This window comes from Aureimonas altamirensis (assembly GCF_023702225.1).
In the GTDB taxonomy this organism is placed as follows: Bacteria; Pseudomonadota; Alphaproteobacteria; order Rhizobiales; family Rhizobiaceae; genus Aureimonas; species Aureimonas altamirensis_B.
Window position 1 is genome coordinate 50,604 of the sequence record NZ_JAMQCO010000008.1, and the last position, 20,021, is coordinate 70,624.

The 20,021-nt window shown below is 66.3% G+C and carries 24 protein-coding genes; 2 read left to right on the forward strand and 22 right to left on the reverse strand.

Features of this window, described 5'->3' with window-relative positions; all coding sequences use genetic code 11:
• Positions 1-23 precede the first annotated feature (23 nt).
• From NDN16_RS14090 to NDN16_RS14185, 20 genes are all read right to left on the reverse strand, one after another.
• Complete coding sequence (locus NDN16_RS14090; RefSeq protein WP_251114169.1) at positions 24-1,763, reverse strand: relaxase/mobilization nuclease domain-containing protein; 1,740 nt, start codon at positions 1,761-1,763, stop codon at positions 24-26.
• A 243-nt stretch (positions 1,764-2,006) separates the two neighbouring features.
• Positions 2,007-2,771, reverse strand: a complete 765-nt coding sequence (locus NDN16_RS14095; RefSeq protein ID WP_012092634.1) for a lytic transglycosylase domain-containing protein — start codon at positions 2,769-2,771, stop codon at positions 2,007-2,009.
• Positions 2,772-2,773: 2 nt separating this feature from the next.
• The gene (locus NDN16_RS14100) at positions 2,774-3,109 is read right to left on the reverse strand and encodes a DUF736 domain-containing protein (protein WP_012092633.1); all 336 of its coding nucleotides are present in this window, start codon (positions 3,107-3,109) and stop codon (positions 2,774-2,776) included.
• A 68-nt stretch (positions 3,110-3,177) separates the two neighbouring features.
• Positions 3,178-3,723: a S26 family signal peptidase gene (locus tag NDN16_RS14105; protein WP_012092632.1), complete on the reverse strand. Its 546-nt coding sequence runs from the start codon at positions 3,721-3,723 to the stop codon at positions 3,178-3,180.
• Positions 3,720-4,205, reverse strand: coding sequence for a DUF2840 domain-containing protein (locus NDN16_RS14110; protein WP_012092631.1), 486 nt, complete (start codon positions 4,203-4,205; stop codon positions 3,720-3,722). The genes NDN16_RS14105 and NDN16_RS14110 overlap by 4 nt, the downstream gene beginning before the upstream one ends.
• Positions 4,202-4,456, reverse strand: a complete 255-nt coding sequence (locus tag NDN16_RS14115; RefSeq protein WP_039194771.1) for a hypothetical protein — start codon at positions 4,454-4,456, stop codon at positions 4,202-4,204. Before NDN16_RS14115 ends, NDN16_RS14110 begins: the two co-directional genes overlap by 4 nt.
• Positions 4,453-5,196 (reverse strand): DNA-methyltransferase, encoded by a 744-nt coding sequence (locus tag NDN16_RS14120; protein ID WP_039194770.1) that lies wholly within the window; start codon positions 5,194-5,196, stop codon positions 4,453-4,455. Before NDN16_RS14120 ends, NDN16_RS14115 begins: the two co-directional genes overlap by 4 nt.
• The gene (gene parA, locus NDN16_RS14125) at positions 5,193-5,846 is read right to left on the reverse strand and encodes a ParA family partition ATPase (protein ID WP_012092628.1); all 654 of its coding nucleotides are present in this window, start codon (positions 5,844-5,846) and stop codon (positions 5,193-5,195) included. The genes NDN16_RS14120 and parA overlap by 4 nt, the downstream gene beginning before the upstream one ends.
• The gene (locus tag NDN16_RS14130) at positions 5,843-7,018 is read right to left on the reverse strand and encodes a replication initiator protein A (RefSeq protein ID WP_039194769.1); all 1,176 of its coding nucleotides are present in this window, start codon (positions 7,016-7,018) and stop codon (positions 5,843-5,845) included. The genes parA and NDN16_RS14130 overlap by 4 nt, the downstream gene beginning before the upstream one ends.
• A gap of 18 nt (positions 7,019-7,036) precedes the next feature.
• Positions 7,037-7,318, reverse strand: coding sequence for a helix-turn-helix transcriptional regulator (locus NDN16_RS14135; protein ID WP_039194768.1), 282 nt, complete (start codon positions 7,316-7,318; stop codon positions 7,037-7,039).
• A 139-nt stretch (positions 7,319-7,457) separates the two neighbouring features.
• Complete coding sequence (locus tag NDN16_RS14140) at positions 7,458-7,964, reverse strand: DUF2285 domain-containing protein (RefSeq protein WP_073469398.1); 507 nt, start codon at positions 7,962-7,964, stop codon at positions 7,458-7,460.
• Positions 7,921-8,229 carry a transcriptional regulator domain-containing protein gene (locus NDN16_RS14145; protein WP_073469400.1) on the reverse strand — a complete coding sequence of 103 codons (309 nt, stop codon included), beginning with the start codon at positions 8,227-8,229 and terminating at the stop codon, positions 7,921-7,923. Before NDN16_RS14145 ends, NDN16_RS14140 begins: the two co-directional genes overlap by 44 nt.
• Positions 8,230-8,341: 112 nt before the next feature.
• Complete coding sequence (locus NDN16_RS14150; protein ID WP_039194909.1) at positions 8,342-8,617, reverse strand: DNA -binding domain-containing protein; 276 nt, start codon at positions 8,615-8,617, stop codon at positions 8,342-8,344.
• 96 nt (positions 8,618-8,713) lie between these two features.
• A complete protein-coding gene (locus NDN16_RS14155; RefSeq protein ID WP_012092622.1) occupies positions 8,714-8,965 on the reverse strand; it encodes a helix-turn-helix domain-containing protein in 252 nt (83 codons plus the stop codon).
• Between the two features lie 232 nt (positions 8,966-9,197).
• On the reverse strand, positions 9,198-9,599 hold the full coding sequence (locus tag NDN16_RS14160) for a single-stranded DNA-binding protein (protein WP_012092621.1): 402 nt from the start codon (positions 9,597-9,599) through the stop codon (positions 9,198-9,200).
• A gap of 703 nt (positions 9,600-10,302) precedes the next feature.
• Positions 10,303-10,719 (reverse strand): hypothetical protein, encoded by a 417-nt coding sequence (locus NDN16_RS14165; RefSeq protein ID WP_251114170.1) that lies wholly within the window; start codon positions 10,717-10,719, stop codon positions 10,303-10,305.
• A gap of 160 nt (positions 10,720-10,879) precedes the next feature.
• Positions 10,880-11,815 carry a DUF2493 domain-containing protein gene (locus tag NDN16_RS14170; RefSeq protein WP_012092619.1) on the reverse strand — a complete coding sequence of 312 codons (936 nt, stop codon included), beginning with the start codon at positions 11,813-11,815 and terminating at the stop codon, positions 10,880-10,882.
• A gap of 338 nt (positions 11,816-12,153) precedes the next feature.
• Positions 12,154-13,197 carry a DUF7146 domain-containing protein gene (locus NDN16_RS14175; RefSeq protein ID WP_192388690.1) on the reverse strand — a complete coding sequence of 348 codons (1,044 nt, stop codon included), beginning with the start codon at positions 13,195-13,197 and terminating at the stop codon, positions 12,154-12,156.
• Positions 13,197-17,552: a strawberry notch-like NTP hydrolase domain-containing protein gene (locus NDN16_RS14180; protein WP_192388691.1), complete on the reverse strand. Its 4,356-nt coding sequence runs from the start codon at positions 17,550-17,552 to the stop codon at positions 13,197-13,199. Before NDN16_RS14180 ends, NDN16_RS14175 begins: the two co-directional genes overlap by 1 nt.
• 158 nt (positions 17,553-17,710) lie before the next feature.
• The gene (locus NDN16_RS14185) at positions 17,711-18,133 is read right to left on the reverse strand and encodes an antirestriction protein (protein ID WP_012092616.1); all 423 of its coding nucleotides are present in this window, start codon (positions 18,131-18,133) and stop codon (positions 17,711-17,713) included.
• A gap of 161 nt (positions 18,134-18,294) precedes the next feature.
• Here NDN16_RS14185 and NDN16_RS14190 point away from each other — a divergent pair, with 161 nt between their 5' ends.
• On the forward strand, positions 18,295-18,552 hold the full coding sequence (locus NDN16_RS14190; protein WP_028034381.1) for a type II toxin-antitoxin system Phd/YefM family antitoxin: 258 nt from the start codon (positions 18,295-18,297) through the stop codon (positions 18,550-18,552).
• Positions 18,549-18,932: a type II toxin-antitoxin system VapC family toxin gene (locus tag NDN16_RS14195; protein ID WP_012092614.1), complete on the forward strand. Its 384-nt coding sequence runs from the start codon at positions 18,549-18,551 to the stop codon at positions 18,930-18,932. Before NDN16_RS14190 ends, NDN16_RS14195 begins: the two co-directional genes overlap by 4 nt.
• Positions 18,933-18,949: 17 nt before the next feature.
• On the opposite strand, the gene NDN16_RS14200 is transcribed toward NDN16_RS14195, so the two are convergent.
• Positions 18,950-19,594 (reverse strand): antitoxin, encoded by a 645-nt coding sequence (locus NDN16_RS14200; protein ID WP_039194756.1) that lies wholly within the window; start codon positions 19,592-19,594, stop codon positions 18,950-18,952.
• Positions 19,587-20,003 (reverse strand): hypothetical protein, encoded by a 417-nt coding sequence (locus NDN16_RS14205; protein WP_012092612.1) that lies wholly within the window; start codon positions 20,001-20,003, stop codon positions 19,587-19,589. The genes NDN16_RS14200 and NDN16_RS14205 overlap by 8 nt, the downstream gene beginning before the upstream one ends.
• Positions 20,004-20,021: the final 18 nt, after the last annotated feature.

The following is a 20,021-nucleotide window of genomic DNA, read 5'->3' on the forward strand; positions in this document are numbered from 1 at the left end:
GCGATGGTCCTTTCTGGTTGAGGCTAAAGGCCGAGGGAGCGCTTGCGCCCGAAGTCCCAATCTACGCCGCCATCATCGCGGGCTACGCCGGAGACGTGACGGCCGATCTGTTTTTCGAGAGAGGGCGACCAGGGCACGAGCTGGAAGCCGAGGCCGTCGTCGATCATGGCGAAGCGGCCGGAGGCGAGCGCGAAACGCTGGCGATAGGAGCCGGCGACATATTCGCCGCTGGCTGCGCGCTCGAAGGACATGCCGGTCTCGGTTGCGAGCTTCTCGCCGAGGTTGTCGAGTTCGCGTTGGCGCAAGGTGCTGAGCAGCCGGCGCGCGAAGACGACGCGACCGCCCTGCCGCTCGGCAAAGCCCTCGCCGATCAGATGTTCAGCGCGTTCGTCCAGAGCCTGACGGACCTCAGCGCCGAAACCGCTGTCCGACAGCGCGATCGGATCGCGGGCGATGGCCTGCCGGTCGAGCCAGGTCGCGCCCGAGGCGCCGACTTGCGCACCAAGATCGAGATCGGCGCGGACGGTGAGCGCGACGCGGCGCTGCCCCTGCGGGTCCTCCCAGGATCGCAACTCGACGATGGAACCGGGCGGACTGTCGCCGGCGGCGTCGAGATGCGGCAGCTTGATGTGATGGGTCCGCCCGTCGGTGCCGTCGACCACGGCATAAGCGGTGCCCTTCAACTCGTCGTCGAGGCCGCGCTCGACCAGGCGGCCGATGACGGGAACGTCAAGGCTTTCGCCGGCGAGGACATAGCTGGCCGAGCCGCGTTCGATGCCGCGTTCGGTCAGGGCACGGTGCATGCGCTTGATGATGTCGCCGCGCTCGCCCAGTTCACGCAGGACCGCTTCGGCTTCGGGCTTGATGAACCATTGCGAGAGGCCGATCTCTTCGGCAAGCCCGCGGATTTCAAGGGTTCGCAGCCGCCCCACCTTCAGAGTATGAAACTCGTCCGGCTGGCGGTCGGGAAGCGGGGCAAGGTCGATGATGCCGGACTTGCCGGCGTCGCGCACAAGCTGCCGGTCGAGCTGCGTCCAGCGTTCCGCCTCGACCTGCCGCTCCAGATTGCGGTGGATCTCCAGATCGGTGCGGGGCCCGAGTTCCTGCGTGACCAGATCCTGCGCACGGGCGCGCATGCCCTCCTTGATGTAGTCGCGGGAAATCACCAGGTCCTGGCCATCGTCGGTGCGGCCGCGCAGGATGATATGGATATGGGGATTGTCGGTGTTCCAGTGATCGACGGCGACCCAATCGAGGCGCGTGCCGAGATCCTTCTCCATCTGCCCCATCAGCTCGCGGGCGTGATCCTTCAGATTGGCCATGTCCACCGCGTCTTCGGGCGAGACGATGAAGCGGAAATGATGCCTGTCGTCCTGGCACTTTTCCGCGAAAGCGCCGACATCCATGTCGTCCCTTTCCGGGCCGAACATCCGCGCCTTTTCCCCGTCGCGGGTCACGCCATCGCGGCGCAGATAATTAAGGTGTGCGCCGAGCGGAGCCGAGCGTGCCGTTTGGCGAACCACGCGGGTCTTGATGACGGCGATGCGCGAGCGTCCGGTGAGAAGCCGGTTGGCCTGGATGCTGGCGCGCTGACCGCGCCCGAAGCGTGAGCGGTTGCCCGAGGTGATCTTGCCGGAGCGCGAGACGCGTCCGCCGGCTTTCTGGGCGGCGGCGAGCGCCTGGGCGACAAAGGGCCTCGCCTGTTGCGCGCGGGTCGAGCGGATACGGCCCGGACGGATGCGGAACTCGTTGTCATCGGACATGGGGCGCCCCCGCACGGTGCAAATCATCAAGGAAAATCAGGAAGAGGAGCGCGCAGCGCACGGTGCGCGCCAGCGCCGCACGGTGCGGGACGCGCCGGAAACCTGAACAAAAACAACCGCCCGCCACAGCCGCACCGTGCGGCCTTTTATCTCGCCATCTTTCGGTCGTGGTGCCTGCCGCCACCCTCTGCGCCCTCCATGACACGCCAGCGCCCGATGGGATGCGAATTGCGGTGCCGCTGCTCATGGCCGGTCCCCACCGGCATCGCGGGCGACGAACAGCCCCTCCGACTGCAAGGCGGTGAGTGCGTCCGGTGCCGCCGGGACGAGCGAAGGGGCATCGTCCGGCGTGCGGTCGGGGGACGCGGGATCGGCAGCGGAAGCGCCGATTTCACGCGCGACGAAGAGCGCCGCCTCGCGCCAGTCGGGCGGCGGAGCGACCGTCGAGCCGCTGCCGGAAGGCCGCTCGCCGAGCAGGATCGGCGTCAAAGCAGCGACATAGGCGCGCGTCTCGGCAGGCAGCGGACGAGCCGTCGCGCGGTATTCATCGTAGCGACCGGGACCGGCATTGTAGGCCGCGAGCATCGCGGCAACATTGCCGTAGCGATCCCACATCTCGCGTAGGTAGGCGGTGCCCGCGAGGATGTTGTCGCGCGGCTCGAAGGGGTCGCGGCCGAGAGCATGGCGGATGCGCAGCTCCGCCCAAGTCGAGGGCATGACCTGCATCAGCCCCATCGCGCCGGCAGACGATATGGCGTGCATATTGCCCGCGCTTTCGACCTGCATCACGGCGATGATCCATGCCGCCGGGATGCCGAACCGCTGCGAAGCCTCTTCGATATGGGCGCCGTGCGGATGCACGGCGACGGCACGACCCATCACGGCGATCTGCGCCAGGCCGGGCAGCGGGGCAATGGCTGTGACGAACAGGCCGGAAAGAAGAAGGAGGAGGATGCGGCGGCGGGCGCCACATCTCCCCGAGGCGGGACGGATGCAGGACGTGACCATGATCACTCCTGCTCGTCGCGCTTCTTTTGGCGGGTCCAGTGCAAGCCCCAGTCGCGGCCGTCTTCGTCCGACTGGAACAGGCGGGCGCGGATCGGCTGCTGGAAAACTGGATCGTCGAGAAGCACGGAGACGAACGGTCCCGCGCGCTCGCCGGAATGTTTCCAGCCTGCGCCGACTTCCGGCCCATACTCATCGCCGAGATGGATGCGATAGGCAGGCGCCTTGTCGGCGTCCGCATTTTCCGACGGCGTGAAGGTCAGCTCGACGTCCAGCGAGAGCGTGCGGAGTCGCCCGGAATAGCCGGACGGGGTGCGGGTAAACTGGCCGATCTGTGCCATGGAAGGCTCCTTTCCTATGCGGTGGAGAAGACGCGGGACGGCTCAACGGCCCCGCTCTGGACGCGCTGTCACCGCATCGGCGCGCGCCAGACAAAGCGGCCCTCGCCGTCTTCGTCGGTGAAAAGCGGGATCGCGTGGCCGATCACCGCCGAGGCGGGGAACGGGCCGAAATAGCGGCCGTCGAGGCTGTCGCCGACGTCCGGGTTCATCAGGAACACTTCGCCCTCGGCGATGACGCGACAGCCCTGCCAGACCGGCAGGTCTCGGCCGAAGCTGTCGTGGTCGCGCGCCTCGCCGAGCGGAACGCCGTCGACGATAATGGCGCGGCCATCGCGGCACAGGCGCTGTCCGGGCAGGCCGAGAACGTGCTTCAGAAGCGGCACGTCGCGTGCGACGTAGCCGCGCTCGACCATAAACGAGGCGAAGGGTTCGGGTGGGATGACGGCGACCAGATCGGGCACCGCGATCCGGTCGTCGGGTGCGACAGTATAGAACCCGATCGGCACGCTGGCCGATGCGTTCCAGACCAGCCTTGGCGCAGTCGGAACGAATCCGGCAAAGGCGATCCCGAGCGTGGCAACCGTCGTCACCATGACATAGCGAAAGCGCGTCATGGGGCGATCTCCCGCCGCCAGAGCCATGCCTGATGACGCTCCGCGGTGTAGGGACGCGGCGCTTCGCCTGCGTTTATCCAGTGGGAGACGTGCCGCCAATGATCGGGATCGACTTGGGCCGGATCGACACCTATGGCCTCGATCCCGTCGACATGGCGAAGGACAGCCTCGACCTTCGGCCAGCCTTCGATCTTCAGCAGGATTTCGCCGCCTGGACGGACGAAGGGCAGCGTCTGATAGGACTGGCCCGGCGCAACCGCGCGCAGGATGTCGAGGCGCGAAATGATCGTGCCGTGGTCGTTCGCCGCCCAGCGGACGAACGCAAACACCGTGCCGGGATGGAAGAATACAACACGCCGGTTGCGATCGAGGATCTGCTCACCAGTCGCATGGCCGAATCTGATCCAGTATTCGGTCTTGCCTTCCACCCAGGTCAGTTCCGCGCGGGTCAGATCGCCGTCATGGGCGTCGATGCCGATCATGGGCGGTCTCCCCCTATGTCGGGAAACTCGCGCGCCAGCAGGTCGCGCAGCATGTCGGCGACGGTGATGCCGCGCTGGAAGGCCGCGATCTTGATGCGGCCGCGCAGCGCCGGCGTGATGTCCACGGTCAGCCGCGCCGAATAGGCGTCGGCGGTATCCGTGCGCTTTGGCGGCGCGTCGCCGGCCTTGATCCAGCTATCGGGATCGGCCGGGCGCGTAGCGAAGCTGCGCTTCTCGGTGCGCGCCGTCATGACGAAATTCCGTCATGGAATGGCAGCACGGTGGCGATGCGCGCCCGCGCGCACTCGGCCATGTCGGGGTCGATCTCGCAGCCGAGATAGCGCCGGCCGGAAAGCCGGCAGGCTTCCCCGACCGCGCCGGAACCGGCGAACCAGTCGCCGACCAGGCCGCCTTCGGGGCAGCTCGTGCGGATCAGGATCTCCAGGAGCGCCGACGGCTTTTCGGTCGGATGGATGGCGCGGCCGTGGCAGTTGCGCAGGTAGATGACCGAGCGCATGAGGCGCGGCCCGCCGTCATGGCTGACATAATGGCCGGCGTCGATCTGGCCGGTATGGGGCGGGCGCTGCTTGCGCCGCACCGTGCGGGCCGTCGCGTCGGGCGTGGTCTGGACGTCGTTGTAGATGTCACGCCAAGCGGTCTCGGCGGGATAGAACTGGACGGCCAGTTCATGCACCCGCTTGAAGCGGTCGGCATGAAAGCCGGTGCCGTTCTGCTTTTCCCAGACGATCTCCTGCGCGATCCGCAAGCCGGCGTCAGTGAAGCGGTCGGCGGTCGCCATGAAGCTGCGCAGCGAGCCGAAGACCCAGAGCGAGCCGGTCGGCCTGAGGGCGGCGCGCGCCAGCACGACCCAGCCCTCGACGCGCCGATCCCAGGCGAGCGAAGTGTCGCCATAGGGCGGATCGGCGATGATCATGTCGTAGGGTGCGTGCCAGGGCATTTCTTCGCGGCAGTCGCCGGTAAGGATCGTCATGCCGATACCCTCCCGATCCCCAGCAGGCCGATCTCGGCGGCCAGGGCGGCAATCTCGCGCGCGGCGGGTGATCGGCGCCCGATCTCGCGGACGAGCCGCCCGGTCTGCGCGGCGTCGGCGAAGACGACGCGCTGGCCGATGGCGCTGGTGAGCACGGGAGGATCGTGGTCCGCCAGCGTCTCGGCGGTCTCGCGGGCGATGACGGTGCGGGCACCGCAGCGGTTGAGCACGAAGCGGGCAACGAGCTGGGGCCGGTAGATGCGCGCCTCCGCCAGGAGGGCGAGCATCTCCGCCGAAGCCCAGCCGTCGAACGGCGATGGCTGCACCGGGATCAGCACGAGATCGGCGGCGAGCAGCGCGGAGCGCATGAGGCCGGCGACGCGCGGTGGCCCGTCGATGACGATGCGATCGACATCGCGGGCGAGTTCGGGCGCTTCGCGATGCAGCGTGTCGCGGGCCAGGCCAACGGTGCCGAAGGCGCGTGGCAGGCCCTCACGCGCGCGTTGTTGCGACCAGTCGAGGGCGGAGCCTTGCGGATCGGCGTCGATCAGGGTGACGCGCTTGCCACCCTGAGCCAGTTCACCGGCAAGATGCAGCGCCAGCGTCGTCTTGCCGACACCGCCCTTCTGGTTGAGGAGCGCGATGATCATTTGCACCCCCCCGGCAGATCGAGAGGCAGGCGGGGTCTTTCTGCAGATTCAGGAGCCTCGGTTGCGCCTCGATCAGATGCCGGTCGAGGCGATGCCGGGGCGTCGGATGCCCTCTTCTTAGCGGCTCTACCAAGGCTTCTGGCGGTGTCGCGGATGAGGTTTTCCACATCGCGCGCGCGCTCTTCAAAGTTAGACTCTTTGTTAGACTCTAAGTTAAGGGCGCGATTTCCTGAATGGGTTCCGGGTGTTAAGCCCGGTTTCGGTTCCTGATAGCACGAGCCTCCGGTTCCCGATAGCACGATAGTCCGGGTTCCTGATAGCACGAGGCCATCCACAGGTTTTCCACAGGGCGCGACCGGCTCGAAGGCCAGCAGCATCCGCCCGCCAACCTCAGCTTCGAGAAACAGCGAATAGCCCGGCAGAGGCTGGCGCCGGATGATGTCGCGCAGCTCGAAGGCGAAGCGCTTGAACGGCGACAGGCTGCCGGATTTCTGGTGAAGGTGACGGAAATCGAACCGCCAGCCATCGCGCTGGCGGCCGCCGTGCTTGCGCACCAGGCGGTAGAGCCAGCGGTCGAGGCCGCCGGTGAGATCGAAATAGGTCCGGTCGATGGTCAGCACGAGCGCATCGTCGAGGACGGCTTGGTAGAACCAGTCCGGCACGATCATCTCGATGCCGTCGGGTCGGCCGTTGCGGTCGGTGCGCTCCTGCCATTCGTTGATCCACGAGAAACGATGACGGCGGCCTTCGGTCGGCTGGCGGATCGAGGTGGAAATCGTGGTCGATTGCAGCCGGTCGAGCGCCGCCTTCAGCCGCTGGTAGTCGCGAAGCGACGTGCCGCGCCCGACATAGGTGAGAATCTCATAGGGCGTGGCGGCCATCAGCCGGGAGGTGCGAAGCCCGGCATCGCGGGCTTCGACGATCTGGCTCGCGGCCCAGATCAGGATGTCGGCGTCCCAGATCGTGGCCATGCCATGATCGGGAACCGCCTCGACCCGGATGGTCACGCTGCCGGCAGCGAAGTCGATGGGCGCGATGCGCTTCGACTTGGCGAGGGAGAAGAAGGGATAGGCCATGAGATCCTGCGCGTCTCGTGGCGCGAAGTCGCCGGGGAGCGCCCGGAACAGGTCGAGCTGCCCGCGCTCAGAAAGGGATCGGCGTCGCACCGTCATGAAGGGAACCGGCTGCGATCAGCGGGCGTAACGACCGGCCTGCGGGCCGGACGGAAGCGACTGACGCTTGGCGGGCAGCACTGAGCCACGCGGATCGGAGGTGGAGGTCACCGCGCCGCGCTCGGTCCAGGCCTCGAGATCGTCGATGGCATAGACCACACGGCCGCCGAGCTTGCGATAGGCAGGCCCGGTTCCGTAGGTGCGGTGCTTTTCGAGGGTCCGGGCCGAGAGGCTGAGAAAGGTCGCGGCCTCCTTGGTCCGTAGAAAACGCGGCGGCAGGACGACGGGTTCATGTGGCATGATCGGGCCTCCGTGGGGTTGCAAGCGGCCGCTGCGGATCAGCGGCGGGCAATGACCACGGTGGCGCAGGAAGAGCGGCGAGTTGCAGGGCGAAGTTGGGGGGTATCGAAATCGCCCACCATCAGGGCAAAGGATCGCGTTATCGTGGGCGGCGATGACGAAGGAGTTTCCGATAACCGCCGGCGACCATGGAACGGGCGTCGCGCAGGAGTGCCTTGATGGCATGACGGGCCGAGGACGCCTGCCATTCGTCCCGCTCAAGCCGGCCGGTGTTCAGAAGAACCCGCGCGATCTCCTGCTGCGTGACGCCGGCCCGATGGCCATCGAAGGCCCGCAGCATCCGTCGGAGGCGTGCGCGTTGCTGGCGTGTCAGGCGCGTATCCGGCGGGATCGCGCGACCATGCAGGGCCGAAAGGAAGCGTTGAATGGCCTCGATCCGGTCGAAACCGGCGAGGCTGAGAGGGACGATGGCGACCGCGATCGCGTCCCCCTTGATGGCACCGTCGAAAATCTGGAGCTTCTGCCCGTTGCCGAGCGGAAAGTGAAACTCCGCACCTGCATTCTCGACCGCGTAGTCGATGCGCCAGTTCTGCGGAGTGACGTCAGCGCTGTCGCCAAGTTCCGAAGGGACCCCGGTCAGCACCACCACACTTGTGTCCTCCGCCGGGAGCCAAAAGACCGGCGCATCGGGTGGCGGGACCAACGGATCGACAGGGAAATCGCAACCCCCATCGCTGCCGGATCCGTTCGGTCAGCGGTTGGGGGTCTCCATGGTCGGCAATTGAGGCTTCAAAATCTGCGTCATAATCGTCATTGCGGCGCAGCCATTCCCAGGCCAGATCGGATGCCGTCAGTTCATCCAGATGGTCGTATTGCGCCGACGAACGCCAAGTCGATGCGTCAGGGGTCATCGCGGCCTCCCGGGTCTACTCAAACGAATTGAGAAGGGTCAGGATTCCCGCACGCGTTGAATTGAGGAAGTCAGGCGATGGTCAACAGGTGATGCGCGGCACGCATCACGCGTCAGGAATTGCGCTGGCTTTCGCGGACCAGCTCGCGGTAGCCGTGTTCGGTCATCCAGTGCGCGCGGGCGAGGTGAGCGTCATGGATGGACCGGCAATGCTCGGGGTCATGTTCGGGATCGAGGCCAAAGAGAACCTGCACAGCTTCGCGCCAATCGGCGCCATCACGCTCGGCATCGAGCAGGCGCATGTAGAGTTTCATATGCTCGCGATCATAGGACGTCAGCGTCTGGCTGGACGGTGGCTTGTCGAGGAAAGTCTGTGTCGGGCGTCCCATCATTCGCTCACGTTTGGGTAACGTATTTGTTAACCATCTTCGGCGGAAGACAGCCATTCCTTTTGACGAGAACCTGACATCACGCTGGCCGCTGTTTCACCGTTTGTCGGTGTTGACCGTATCGTGTTGCAGCAACACGCCCTCGCCCTTATCCGTCGACAAGAAAACGATCCCGGCCGCTTCGAGAGCGCGGCGCACCTGGTCGCGGGTGGACTCGAACACCTCGAGCCCGCTTTGGGATTCGAGGCGTTTGAGTGCGGTCAATGCGACCTGGGCCTTGTCGGCGAGCGTCTCCTGTGTCCATCCCAGTAACGCGCGCGCAGCCCGAGATTGGCGAGCGGTGATCATACATGATCACCTCCCACCGGGATACGCACGCACTCCAGAACTACGGCTATAATAGTCGTTCTCGCTGTGAGCACCAGCCGAAATTCAGGTGCAATTATCAAGGATGGAGAGACGACGCTCCCGTCCATGCCCGTCTGATTCGGTCGCTGGACCTTGCCAGAAGCGGCGGGCGCGATCCGGTGAAGCAGGAGGGAAACCCGGCGGCTTGCGCCGCCGGGCCTCGGGTTCCCGATCAGAACGGAATGTCATCGTCGTCGATGAACTTGCCGTCGTCGTTCTGGGTCTGCTTCGCCCGGCTCAGGAAATCGACCGTCTCGGCGATGATCTCGCAGCCGTAGCGATCGACCCCGGCGGCATCGGTCCATTTCGTGTAGTGGATGCGGCCGCGAACCAGAACCTTCATGCCCTTGTCGCAATGCTGCTGGACCGTCTTGCCGAGGCCGTTGAAGCAGGTGATGCGGTGCCATTCGGTGTCCTGGACCCGATAGCCGTTCTCGTCGCGCAGGACGCGGCCTTCCGAATAGCGGGGGCGCGAGGTGGCCAGGGTGAAGTGGGTGATGCCGGTGCCGCCCTGGGTGGTGCGGGTTTCGGGGGCCTGGCCGATGTTGCCGGCGAGGATGACGATGTTCTGCATTGTAGGTCTCCGTTGCTCCTCGGAGGGACCGTCCCTCCGACGAGACCCGGCCAAGGCCGTCGGAAGACTCCTGCAACTGCCGCCCTTGCTGCAGCTTGCCCCCAAGGCCCCAGGTGGGGCGGGCAGCCGCGTTTGCGCGGCAACACGGCTGGGAGCCGCGGGGGTTGCTGGTGGAAGCCGAACGGACTTAGGGGATCAGTCAGGCGGAGGGATGGTGCTTTCGAAAGCAGATCGGGGACGCACAGCAGAACCATCGTCCTTGCTGGCGACAGCGACCAGGCAGGCCCCCATGCGAACCGAGACCACCGGCATGGCACTCCTTCAACCGTCTTTGCCGGTCACCGTCGTGTCCGCCGCCGGAAGGCCATGTCATCCGCGATGTGATCGGACAGGCTATCGGGTTCTCAGGTCCGGTATGGCGCCGCCCTGCTTCATCGGCCAAAGGCTCGGTCCCTCAGCATCGTGAAGGGACAAGGAAGGTGTTCGCGAAGGCCCCACGAAACGACGTGGACCGATGCAGCGGGGCATCGACCGCACGGGACCACGGTTCGCACCGCAGACCATTTCAAGCGCCGCGAGAAGCAGACCGGGTGCGATGGTGACATGCTGCGACGAACTGCTTTTCCGTCTTGGGCGAAACGACCGGGGCTCGGCGGCGCAAGCTGCCGGCCTTCCTCAGAAGTGGCTGATCGCGTCTGCCGTTTCAGCGCGAGAACACCGACTCGCCGAGGGCGTTCAGATTGACGATGGCCGAGATGCCGATGACGAGACCGCCCATGTCGCCGAACAGGTTGAGAACCAGCCCCGAGTCGATGGCGTTCTTGGTGATGCCATAGACAAGGGCATAGCCGGCGATGACGGCGGGCACGGCGAAGAGAGCGAGCGCAATGAGCCGCAGGGCCGGGTTCTTCGCGAAGCCAAGAGTCACGATCACAAGCGCGATCGAGAGCACGGCGGCGCCGATGGCCATGAGGCCGGACATCACGACCCCGGCGCCCGCGCCCCAGGCATATTGCGCGGCCGTGATGGCTGCCATGACGGGCAAGGCATAGATCGCGAGATTCCAGGCGATCACGCAGGCCGCGATGGTGAGCGAGATGGCGAGCAGGATCAGCGTCATGGAAACCTCCAGAGAACGGTTGGGGATCACGACAGGCTGCCGGGAGATGCGCTCCGCCTGCGACTATGCTGCTTCGCCGGTTCTGCAAGGATGTTCCATCAAAGGCGCGGCCTTGCATCTTGTCAAGTATCGGCGGCCGAAAGCCGCCAGGCGGCGGCGCTTACGCGCCGCCGTCGAACTTCATGACCGGGATGCCGAGCTTGCGGGCCTTGTCGGCGAGATTCTCCTGAATCCCGGTGCCGGGGAAGACGAGGACGCCGACCGGCAGCACGTCCAGCATGGCATCGTTTCGCTTGAACGGCGCCGCCTTGGCGTGCTTGGTCCAGTCGGGCCGGAAGGCGACCTGGGGCACCTTGCGGTGATCTGCCCAACGGGAAGCGATCAGTTCGGCTCCCTTCGGCGACCCGCCGTGCAGCAGCACCATCTCGGGGTGCTTGGCATGGACCTGATCGAGCTTCGCCCAGATCAGGCGGTGATCGTTGAAGTCCGCGCCGCCAGTCACGGCAACCTTCGGGCCGGCGGGCAGCATCACCTCGGTCTCGGCCCGGCGCTTCGCGGCAAGGAAGTCGCGGCTGTCGATCATCGCGGCGGTCAGGTTGCGATGGTTGACCATCGAGCCGCTGCGCGGCCGCCAGGCACTGCCGGTGTGGTGCTCGAAAGCCTCGGCCGCGAGGTCGCGGAAGAGTTCCATGCTGGCGCGCCGTTCGATCAGGGTCTGCCCCTCGGCCGTGAGGCGTTCGAGTTCGACCGACTTGACCTCGCTGCCGTCCTGTTCCCGCTGAAGCCGGCGCTGCGCCTGCTCGTTGTCGTCGAGATCGCGCTCCACCCGGCCGGTGGCGCGGTGGAAGAGATTGACGGTCCCCCAGAGCAGCTCTTCGAGGTCGGGCTCTAAGCGGGTGTCGCCGAGCGTCGCGACGAGGGCGTCGAAGATGTCGGTGACGGCGGCGGCGACGGTGTTGCCCTCGGGCAGCGGCCTCGGATCGGGTTCGTCCTGGAACGGGCGCCAGCCGTAGAGCTGGAGTTCGGTGAGGGTGTGATCGGTCTGGGAGGAGGTGTGGACCGGCTCGTCGCCTGCGGAATAGGTTTCGTTCGTCATCGGGAGCGTCCTTCGTCTGGAGACCGCGCCCATCGCGGCCTTCGCAGGCGTCGAAGCGCACGGGCGGGACGGGTTGGCAGCCCTCGCCCGCTCCGCGAGGGCCTTGATGGCCGGGGGTGGGCTATTTTGACTTTCGCGATGCAAAGGCGGGGTTCGTCCCCGCCGGCGGAAAATAGTCCAAACCCGGCCATTGCCTGCCCGGCCCGTTTGTGCGCCGATCGCCCTCTCCGAAGGCCGTGGGCGCGGGACTCTCCGACGATGGATGCACCTGCCGATGGCGAAAGACTGAAACCGGCAGAGGATGACGCTGGGCCGCGCCTCCGGGACCGATCACGACCTCACCTCTCCATGAACCGGCGGACGTCTTCAGGATGAAGCTGATCCTTCAGACGCGCCCGGAGGGCATCGGCGCCGTGGCGTCGCAGATCATCGTTGAAATCGCCGTTGAGCGGCGTGAGCGACATCGCCTCGATCCCGAGGCTCTCTGCTCTGGCGGCCAGGCCGTCTCTTGCACCGTCCCCGGCCGGGTCGCGATCCCTGACGACATAGAGCCGGCGCAGCGACGGCGGGAACAGGATGGCAGCGAGGTGAGCGGCCGAAAGCGCCGCCAGCATCGGCATGCGGGGCAGAACCTGACGGGGCGACAGCACGGTCTCGATGCCCTCGCCGGCGGCGAGAACCTCAGCGGCGGTTCCGAAGCGGACAGCGTGCCCGAGAAGGACGCCCATCGCCCGCCGCGGTGTTTCGACAGCCGCCTTGCCGGAACCTTCCGGGGCGAGCCAGGTGCGATGCGCGCCGGTCTGCTGGCCCGCAAGATCGGTGACGGCGGCAACGAGTGCCGGCCGGATCTCGGTGGGTGAAGACTCGTCGGGTCTATAGTAGCACCTCGGATGGTAGCGCAGCGCGGTGGTGTCCGAGAGGGAGGTGATCGCCCGCCCGTTGAGGTAGATCGCCGCAAGGGTGCCGTGGATCGGCTGCGCCATGGCGAAGAGGCGGCGCGACGCTTCAGGCGAACCGGGCACGCTGCTGGATGTGCTGCCGGTCGGCGTCCTCGTCTTCTCCGGTTCAGGATGCGGGAGGGCAAGGAAACGGCGCGCTTCCTCGGCCACTTCCTTGAAGTCGACAAGGCCAAGCGCCTCGCGGATGACGTCGAGCAGATCGCCATGCTCCCCGGTGGCCATGTCGGTCCATTTCCCCGCCGCGCCCTTGCCGGAACCCGGGCCGGTCAGGCGCACGAACATCGAGCGGCCAGGAGTGTTCTGCACATCGCCGACCAGCCAATATCGCCCGGCGCGGTGGCCGGACGAGAGATAGTGGCGGCAGACCGCCTCGGCCTCTCGGCCGAGACGGGTCGCCAGTTCGGAGGCGTCGTGACGCGGCATCAGGCTGCCTCCCGTTCACCGATGCGCTCGACCGGCCAGCGGTCGAAGAGCTTGGCCAGCACGGCGGGTCCGCTGGCATCGACTGGCACGAACATGCGCAGCTTCCAGGAGATGATCTCGTGGAAGAGGCCGTATGCCGTGAGACGCTGGCGCATGGTGTCGGTGAAGCCGGAAAGCTCGATGCGGTTCACCCCCATGACGCGGACCCGGCGAAGCTGGAGGCCCTCGGAGAGATCGAGGATCGTCCGGCCTTCCATCAGCGCCGCGAAAGCATCCTTCGGCGTGACCTTCGCGATGCCGGTCGTGGTCGCGTTCGCGGCCCAGGCCGGGGAGACCTTGCGGCCGATGATGCGCTCGCCCGCGTCAGACTGGAGGCGATAGACGCGGGTGGACTCGTTCGGCAGCCGTTTCCAGATCGGCAGCAGCAAGCCCGTCACCATATGCAGGGTGCTGTCTGCGAACTCCGGCACCTCCGCAAGTTCCGCATTCCAGGCCGCAGCGAATGCGTCCCGGTCGGCCTCGACCCAATGGGTCTCGCCCATCATCCTGATGGGGATATTGTGTGCTTCCATCGGCCGGATCAGCCTGACGCGGCGCTCGATCTCGCCATCGTCCAGCATGACGCTGGTGGTGGGGATTTGCACCGCCGCGCGGCCTGAGCGCCCGTTGATCAGGAGCTTCGCGCGCGGATCGTCGAGTTCCGCTAGGGCGGCATCGAGCATGACGGGCCGGTTGCGCTTGCGTTCGGTGATCGTCAGCAGGCTGGTCTCGGCCCCGGTGCGGGGATGGGTGTAGATCACCTGACGGTCGGTGACGGTGAAGCTCTCGGCGCGCAGCGTCTCCAGCCCAGCGTCATAGATGCCGGACGCGATGGCGCCCTCGATCCGCGCGGTCAGAAGCTGCTCGAAAGCGCTGAAGAGAACGCCCTGAAGCTCGACGGTCAGCGCCAGCAGCCGGTTCAAGAAAGTCGTGATGGCGGGCAGCTCGTCCTTGATGCCGTTCGCGTCCATCAGTTTCAACCCGGTGGCGGATTCGAAGCGTTCGAGCGAACATCCCTCGACCTTGCCGCGCACCAGCAGGAGATAGAGCTGGCGCAGCGCGTCGCGGGCGTAGGGACTTTCCAGATTGTCCTCGGGCCGGAACAGGCCCTGGCCGCCGGTCTGGCGCTGGCCGCGCGTGATCGCGCCCAAAGTGTCGAGGCGGCGGGCAATCGTGCTGAGGAAGCGCTTCTCGGCTTTCACATTGGTCGAGATCGGCCGGAACAGCGGCGGCTGCGCCTGATTGGTGCGATGCGTCCGGCCAAGGCCCTGGATGGCGGCGTCCGCCTTCCAGCCGGCTTCGAGCAGGTAATGGACGCGCAGCCGGGTGTTCTTCGCTGACAGTTCGGCGTGATAGCTGCGCCCGGTGCCGCCGGCATCGGAGAACACCAGCACCCGCTTCTGATCGTCCATGAAGGCTTGCGTCTCGGCCAGGTTGGCCGAACCGGCGCGACTTTCCACGACGAGCCGGTCGATGGTAACGCCGCCGCCGCGCTTGCAGACGATACGACGCGAGCGGCCCGTGACCTCCGCCACCGTGTCGGTGCCGAAATGCTGGATGATCTGGTCGAGCGCGCCGGGAACCGGCGGCAAGCTGGCGAGGTTGGCGATCATCTCGTCGCGCCGGGCCGCGGCCTCGCGGCTCTCGACCAGCTGGCCATCACGATAGACCGGGCGCGACGACAGGTTGCCCTCCGAATCCGTGAACGGCTCATAAAGCTGCACCGGGAAGGAATGAGCGAGGTAGTCTAGGACATACTCGCGCGGCGACAGGTCCATTTTCAGATCGCCCCATTCCTCGGTGGGGATCTCTGCCAGCCGCCGTTCCATCAGCGCCTCGCCGGTCGAGACGATCTGGATGACGGAAGAATGTCCCGCTTCCAGATCGGCCGTGATGGACCGGATCAGCGTCGGGGTTTTCATCGACGTCAACAGGTGCCCGAAGAACCTCTGCTTGGCGCTCTCAAAGGCCGAGCGGGCGGCGGACTTGGCCTGCCGGTTCAGCGTGCCGGACCCGCCCTCGCCGCCGGTGATGTTGGCGGCCTGCATCGCCGCATCGAGATTGTTATGGATGATGGCGAAGGCATCGGCATAGCTGTCGTAGATGCGGACCTGTTCAGGGGTCAGTTCGTGGTCGAGCAACTCGTATTCCACGCCTTTGAAGGACAGCGAGCGGGCGGTGTAGAGGCCAAGCGCCCGCAGGTCGCGCGCCAGCACCTCCATCGCCGCGACGCCGCCGGCCTCGATCGCCTCGACGAACTCCGCCCTGGTCGAGAATGGGAAATCCTCGCCGCCCCAGAGACCGAGCCGCTGCGCATAGGCGAGATTGTGGACGGTGGTGGCGCCGGTGGCCGAGACATAGACCACGCGGGCCTGCGGCAGGGCGTGCTGGAGGCGCAGCCCGGCACGGCCCTGCTGGCTGGCGGCGACATCGCCGCGTTCTCCCTTGCCTCCTGCGGCATTGGCCATTGCGTGCGCCTCGTCGAAAATCACCACTCCATCGAAGTCGGAACCCAACCATTCGACGATCTGCCTGACCCTGGAAATCCTTTCTCCGCGGTCGTCGGAGCGCAGCGTGGCATAGGTTAGAAATAGGATGCCTTCGTTCAGGGTGATCTTTGCGCCTTGCGGGAATCGCGACAGCGGCGTGACCAGCAGCCGCTCCATGCCAAGCGCCGACCAGTCGCGCTGCGCATCCTCCAGCAGCTTGTCGGACTTCGAGATCCAGACCGCCTTGCGCCGCCCCTGCATCCAGTTGTCGAGGATGATCGCTGCGGATTCCCGGCCCTTGCCGACGCCGGTGCCATCGCCGACCATGAACCCTTGGCGGAAGCGGACGGCGCCCTTGGCGTCCTCCGGCGTGGCAGCAAGATTGTCGAGCGTGTCGTCCACCGTCCAAGCCCCGGCGAGGAATCCCATATGGGCCTCGCCGGCATAGATCACCGTCTCCAACTGCGCCTCGGACAGCCTGCCGAGAATGTCTTTGGGCAGCACCGGACGATAGCTCGGCTTCGGCGGCGCGATGCTCGCCATCGAGGCCGACTGCACGAGCTGGGTCGGATGCGCCTGCGCCCCGGCGATGCGGATGGTCTGAAGACCGTATTCCTCGTAGATCGCGTCGGAGAGGCGGCCGCCCTCGGCCGGTTCCCAATCCACGATCTCGTAGGCGACCGGCACGGCCTCCGGTTCCGCAAGGGGCGCGTCGGGCGCGGATCGCGCGGCGCGGTTGACATAGCCGCGCACGGTGCGCGGCGCGGTCGGTCGTGCCACCGGCACGGCCAGGCCGGGATCGACGGGAAGCCTGGCCGGAAGCTGCTCCGCCAGCCAGCCCATCAGGGTGGCAACATCCGACGCCACACCGGGCGCTGCCGGGAACACCGCCGGGTCTTCGGCGGGCAGCTTGTCGATGACGGTCAGCCGCGTGTCGATGGTGGTGCCGTGCTTGGCATAGACCGATCCATCGATGACGGCCGAGAAGACCACGCGGCCGCGCTCCTGCAGCCGTTTCCAGTTAGCCGTCCAGGCCGGATTGTCGGGGGCGAAGCTCGCGCCGGTGATGGTGACGAGCCGCCCGCCGGGCGCAAGGCGCGCCAGCGTCGAGGCGACATGGCGGAAGGCGGCATCAGCCACGCGGCCCTCGACATGGGCCATGACCGAGAACGGCGGGTTCATCAGCACCACTGTCGGGATCAGGCCGGGATCGAGATGATCGTCGATCTGGGCGGCGTCGAAGCGGGTGACGGACAGGGCCGGAAAGAGGGAGGAAAGCAGGCCGGCGCGGACCTCGGCCAGTTCGTTGACGAGCAGCGCACCGCCGGCGATCTCGGCCAGGATGGCGAGGAGCCCGGTGCCGGCCGAGGGCTCCAGCACGCGGTCGGCGTGCGTGATCGCCGCCGCCGTCACCGCAGCGAAGCCGAGAGGGATCGGGGTGGAGAACTGCTGGAAGGTCTGCGCTTCCTCGGAACGCCGGGTGTGGGTCGGCAGGAGCCCGGCAATTTTCGTAAGCTGCGGCAGGATTGCCGACGGAGACCCGGCTTTGCGGAAAAGTGCATTGCCGTATTTGCGCAGGAAGAGGACGGTCGCCGCCTCGCAGGCATCATAGGCGGTCTTCCAGTCCCAAGCGCCGGTGGCATCGGACGTGCCGAAGGCGGCCTCCATGGCGCCGCGCAGCGTGGCGGCGTCGACACGCTGACCGCGTTCCAGATGCGGCAGCAGCAGACCGGCAGCGGTGAAAACGCAGGCCGCGGTCTCAGCGTCATGGTCGAACGGAAGCGGCGCGGTGGCGGATGCCGCCGCGGATGCGGAAATCATGTTCATCGGGGATTCCTCGGGAGAGCAAGTCAGGATCAAGCCGGGCAGCGCTCTCTCTCGACCGCACCGGCTCAAACCCCTTCCGGCCCATCTCTCGCTCTGAAGCCGTGGCGAAAGCAGGCATGAAACAAGCGCCCGACCGTCAGGCTGGGCGCTTGTGGGTTTCAGTCGATGGCCTGGAAAATCGCCGCCGCCTCCGCGTGATCGGCGGCATGCTCGTAGAGGCGACCATAGCCCTCGGCGAGTTCGTCGTCATCGTAGCGGAAGGAAAGATGCGAGAAGGCGAAGAGCGTGGCGATGATCCCGGCGGCATCGCTTGAGACCTCGCCCTCGAAGCCGTTGCCTTCGCAGAACAGGCGGCAACGGGGCTTTGAGGTCGGCGCGAGATAGAGCGGCTGGCCGGCGCGTTCGTAGAAATCCCAGAGCCCGCCGCCGTAATCGCCGGGGCTGAGTATCTCCATGAAGCGAAAGACGGTATGCTCGCCGATGATGAGCAGGCGCCGGCCAAAAAGGCGCGGCAGGAAGTCCATGCGGCGCTCGTCGGGGACGCGGATTGCGGATTGGGAAGCAAGTTCGGGCAAAGCCATGATCGGTCTCCGAGAGGGAAAGGGGCACCTGCCGGACGACCCTCTCTCAACCCGTCCGGGGGCACCTGTTCCCGGCCGTCCTTTCGCTCTGGGGGCTTGAAGTGGACCATTATCTGGACCATCTTGTGCAGAATAGCGGAGAACATCTGGAGTGATATGCGATGAGGGTTTCTGTCACCGAGGCGAAGGGGCAGCTCACCGAACTGGTGAAGCGGGCCGAAGCCGGCGACGAGGTGATCCTGACGCGGCGGGGCCACGAGGTCGCCCGCCTCGTGCCGGTTGCCGTGGTGGCGACCCCGAAAGGCCGGCGCGCGCTGATGGAGCGGGTCCGGGCCACGGCGCGGGGCAAGGCATTGCCCGGCGCGGCTGCCGCGCGCAGCCAGGATTTCCTCTACGGGGATGACGGGATGCCGGCATGATCGCCGTCGATACCTCGGCGCTGATGGCCATCGTGCTGGACGAGCCGCAGGCCGAGACCTGCATGGTGGCGATCGAGGCGGCAGACGGCCTGCTGATCTCGGCCGGAACAGTGGCCGAGGCGCTGATCGTCGCCGGGCGGCGCAATGTCGGTGAAGAGATCGCCGCCCTGGTCGAGGGCCTTGGGTTCGAGGTGGTCTCCGTCACTGAAGCCTCGGCACGCAGGATCGCCGAAGCCTATGCCCGCTGGGGCAAGGGCGTTCATCCCGCCGGACTCAACTACGGGGATTGCTTCGCCTATGAGGTCGCCAGCGAACGCGGCTGCCCGTTGCTCTTCGTCGGCGACGACTTCTCACGGACGGACCTGCTGTCGGTTCTGTGAGGCAGCGCAGAAGGGTTTCAGCCGAAGCGCTTTCCATCAACTGTGAAGCTGTATTCGTTGGCAACGATGGCCTCATCGACCGCCTCATCCGAAGTCAGGTAGTCGTATTCGCGCTCAAGCTGGCGATAAAGCCAACGGGCGAGATCGCGCAATGCCTCCATGACGGTCTCCTCGGCATCGGCGGTCATGTCCTGCCAGGTCGGGCTGTCGCGGGTGACCGAGATCGCCATGCAGTATTCGTGATAGTATCGCCCCCGATGGGTCGCCTCGGCGGTCAACTGGTAGAAGTTGCGGCGTTGCGCCTGGTGCAGGGCATCCGCGATGCGGTGCAGCTCCACATCCTTCGGCGCATAGGTACGGATTTCCGCCGCCGTGCCTTTGCGATAGGAATAGTGGCCTTCGAACGCGGCGCCATCGCCCTGCGACCAGAAGCCCGTAAACCAGATGCAAGGCTCTTGTCGCACGCCGCCGCCCATGAGGCGGACGGTGCGGGTCTTGATGCGGATGCCGAGGATGTCCGCGATCCGCCGGAAATCCTCATAGACGGCATCGTACCAATCGTAGTCGAAGCCGCCCTCGCGATACCAGGCGCGGGCATTGTCTTTCGCGGCTTCGGAAAGCTCGTCGAGCCGATAGACCGTGGTTTCGATGACGTCAGGCATTGGGGTCGCCCCCGTCCAGAACGGTGGAAAGCCAACCGTCGGTGTAGATCCAGTCCACCGTCTCGCCGGTGGCGAGGTCGAGGACATGCGCGCCGCCCCCGAACCCGTCGATTCTCGGACGTGAGCAGGTATTGGCGTATTGCATCCCCCATAGCCCGGTCAGGCCGAACGCGGCGGCACAGCGTTTGACGAACTGGATGACATGCTCGGGATCGCCGGTGCCGTCATCGCGCATCCAGAGCTGGGTGCCGCCATGTTCGGGCTGGATCGAAAGCATGAAGCCGTCCGAGGGCGGATCTTCGGCGGCGTTTTCGCGCGCCAGCGCGTTGTAGAGATCAAGCGCGCGGGCGGCGTTCTCGGGGCTGCCCACGTCGAGCAGGCAGGAGAAATGGGTGAAGTAGTCGGCCATGTCAGGCTCCTGAAACGA

Bases quoted from the DNA above. Each gene is read 5' to 3' on its own strand.
- NDN16_RS14090 (WP_251114169.1), bottom strand. From the start codon at position 1,763: ATGTCCGATGACAACGAGTTCCGCATCCGTCCGGGCCGTATCCGCTCG.
- NDN16_RS14095 (WP_012092634.1), bottom strand. From the start codon at position 2,771: ATGGTCACGTCCTGCATCCGTCCCGCCTCGGGGAGATGTGGCGCCCGC.
- NDN16_RS14100 (WP_012092633.1), bottom strand. From the start codon at position 3,109: ATGGCACAGATCGGCCAGTTTACCCGCACCCCGTCCGGCTATTCCGGG.
- NDN16_RS14105 (WP_012092632.1), bottom strand. From the start codon at position 3,723: ATGACGCGCTTTCGCTATGTCATGGTGACGACGGTTGCCACGCTCGGG.
- NDN16_RS14110 (WP_012092631.1), bottom strand. From the start codon at position 4,205: ATGATCGGCATCGACGCCCATGACGGCGATCTGACCCGCGCGGAACTG.
- NDN16_RS14115 (WP_039194771.1), bottom strand. From the start codon at position 4,456: ATGACGGCGCGCACCGAGAAGCGCAGCTTCGCTACGCGCCCGGCCGAT.
- NDN16_RS14120 (WP_039194770.1), bottom strand. From the start codon at position 5,196: ATGACGATCCTTACCGGCGACTGCCGCGAAGAAATGCCCTGGCACGCA.
- parA (WP_012092628.1), bottom strand. From the start codon at position 5,846: ATGATCATCGCGCTCCTCAACCAGAAGGGCGGTGTCGGCAAGACGACG.
- NDN16_RS14130 (WP_039194769.1), bottom strand. From the start codon at position 7,018: ATGACGGTGCGACGCCGATCCCTTTCTGAGCGCGGGCAGCTCGACCTG.
- NDN16_RS14135 (WP_039194768.1), bottom strand. From the start codon at position 7,318: ATGCCACATGAACCCGTCGTCCTGCCGCCGCGTTTTCTACGGACCAAG.
- NDN16_RS14145 (WP_073469400.1), bottom strand. From the start codon at position 8,229: ATGACCCCTGACGCATCGACTTGGCGTTCGTCGGCGCAATACGACCAT.
- NDN16_RS14150 (WP_039194909.1), bottom strand. From the start codon at position 8,617: ATGGGACGCCCGACACAGACTTTCCTCGACAAGCCACCGTCCAGCCAG.
- NDN16_RS14155 (WP_012092622.1), bottom strand. From the start codon at position 8,965: ATGATCACCGCTCGCCAATCTCGGGCTGCGCGCGCGTTACTGGGATGG.
- NDN16_RS14160 (WP_012092621.1), bottom strand. From the start codon at position 9,599: ATGCAGAACATCGTCATCCTCGCCGGCAACATCGGCCAGGCCCCCGAA.
- NDN16_RS14165 (WP_251114170.1), bottom strand. From the start codon at position 10,719: ATGACGCTGATCCTGCTCGCCATCTCGCTCACCATCGCGGCCTGCGTG.
- NDN16_RS14170 (WP_012092619.1), bottom strand. From the start codon at position 11,815: ATGACGAACGAAACCTATTCCGCAGGCGACGAGCCGGTCCACACCTCC.
- NDN16_RS14175 (WP_192388690.1), bottom strand. From the start codon at position 13,197: ATGCCGCGTCACGACGCCTCCGAACTGGCGACCCGTCTCGGCCGAGAG.
- NDN16_RS14180 (WP_192388691.1), bottom strand. From the start codon at position 17,552: ATGAACATGATTTCCGCATCCGCGGCGGCATCCGCCACCGCGCCGCTT.
- NDN16_RS14185 (WP_012092616.1), bottom strand. From the start codon at position 18,133: ATGGCTTTGCCCGAACTTGCTTCCCAATCCGCAATCCGCGTCCCCGAC.
- NDN16_RS14190 (WP_028034381.1), top strand. From the start codon at position 18,295: ATGAGGGTTTCTGTCACCGAGGCGAAGGGGCAGCTCACCGAACTGGTG.
- NDN16_RS14195 (WP_012092614.1), top strand. From the start codon at position 18,549: ATGATCGCCGTCGATACCTCGGCGCTGATGGCCATCGTGCTGGACGAG.
- NDN16_RS14200 (WP_039194756.1), bottom strand. From the start codon at position 19,594: ATGCCTGACGTCATCGAAACCACGGTCTATCGGCTCGACGAGCTTTCC.
- NDN16_RS14205 (WP_012092612.1), bottom strand. From the start codon at position 20,003: ATGGCCGACTACTTCACCCATTTCTCCTGCCTGCTCGACGTGGGCAGC.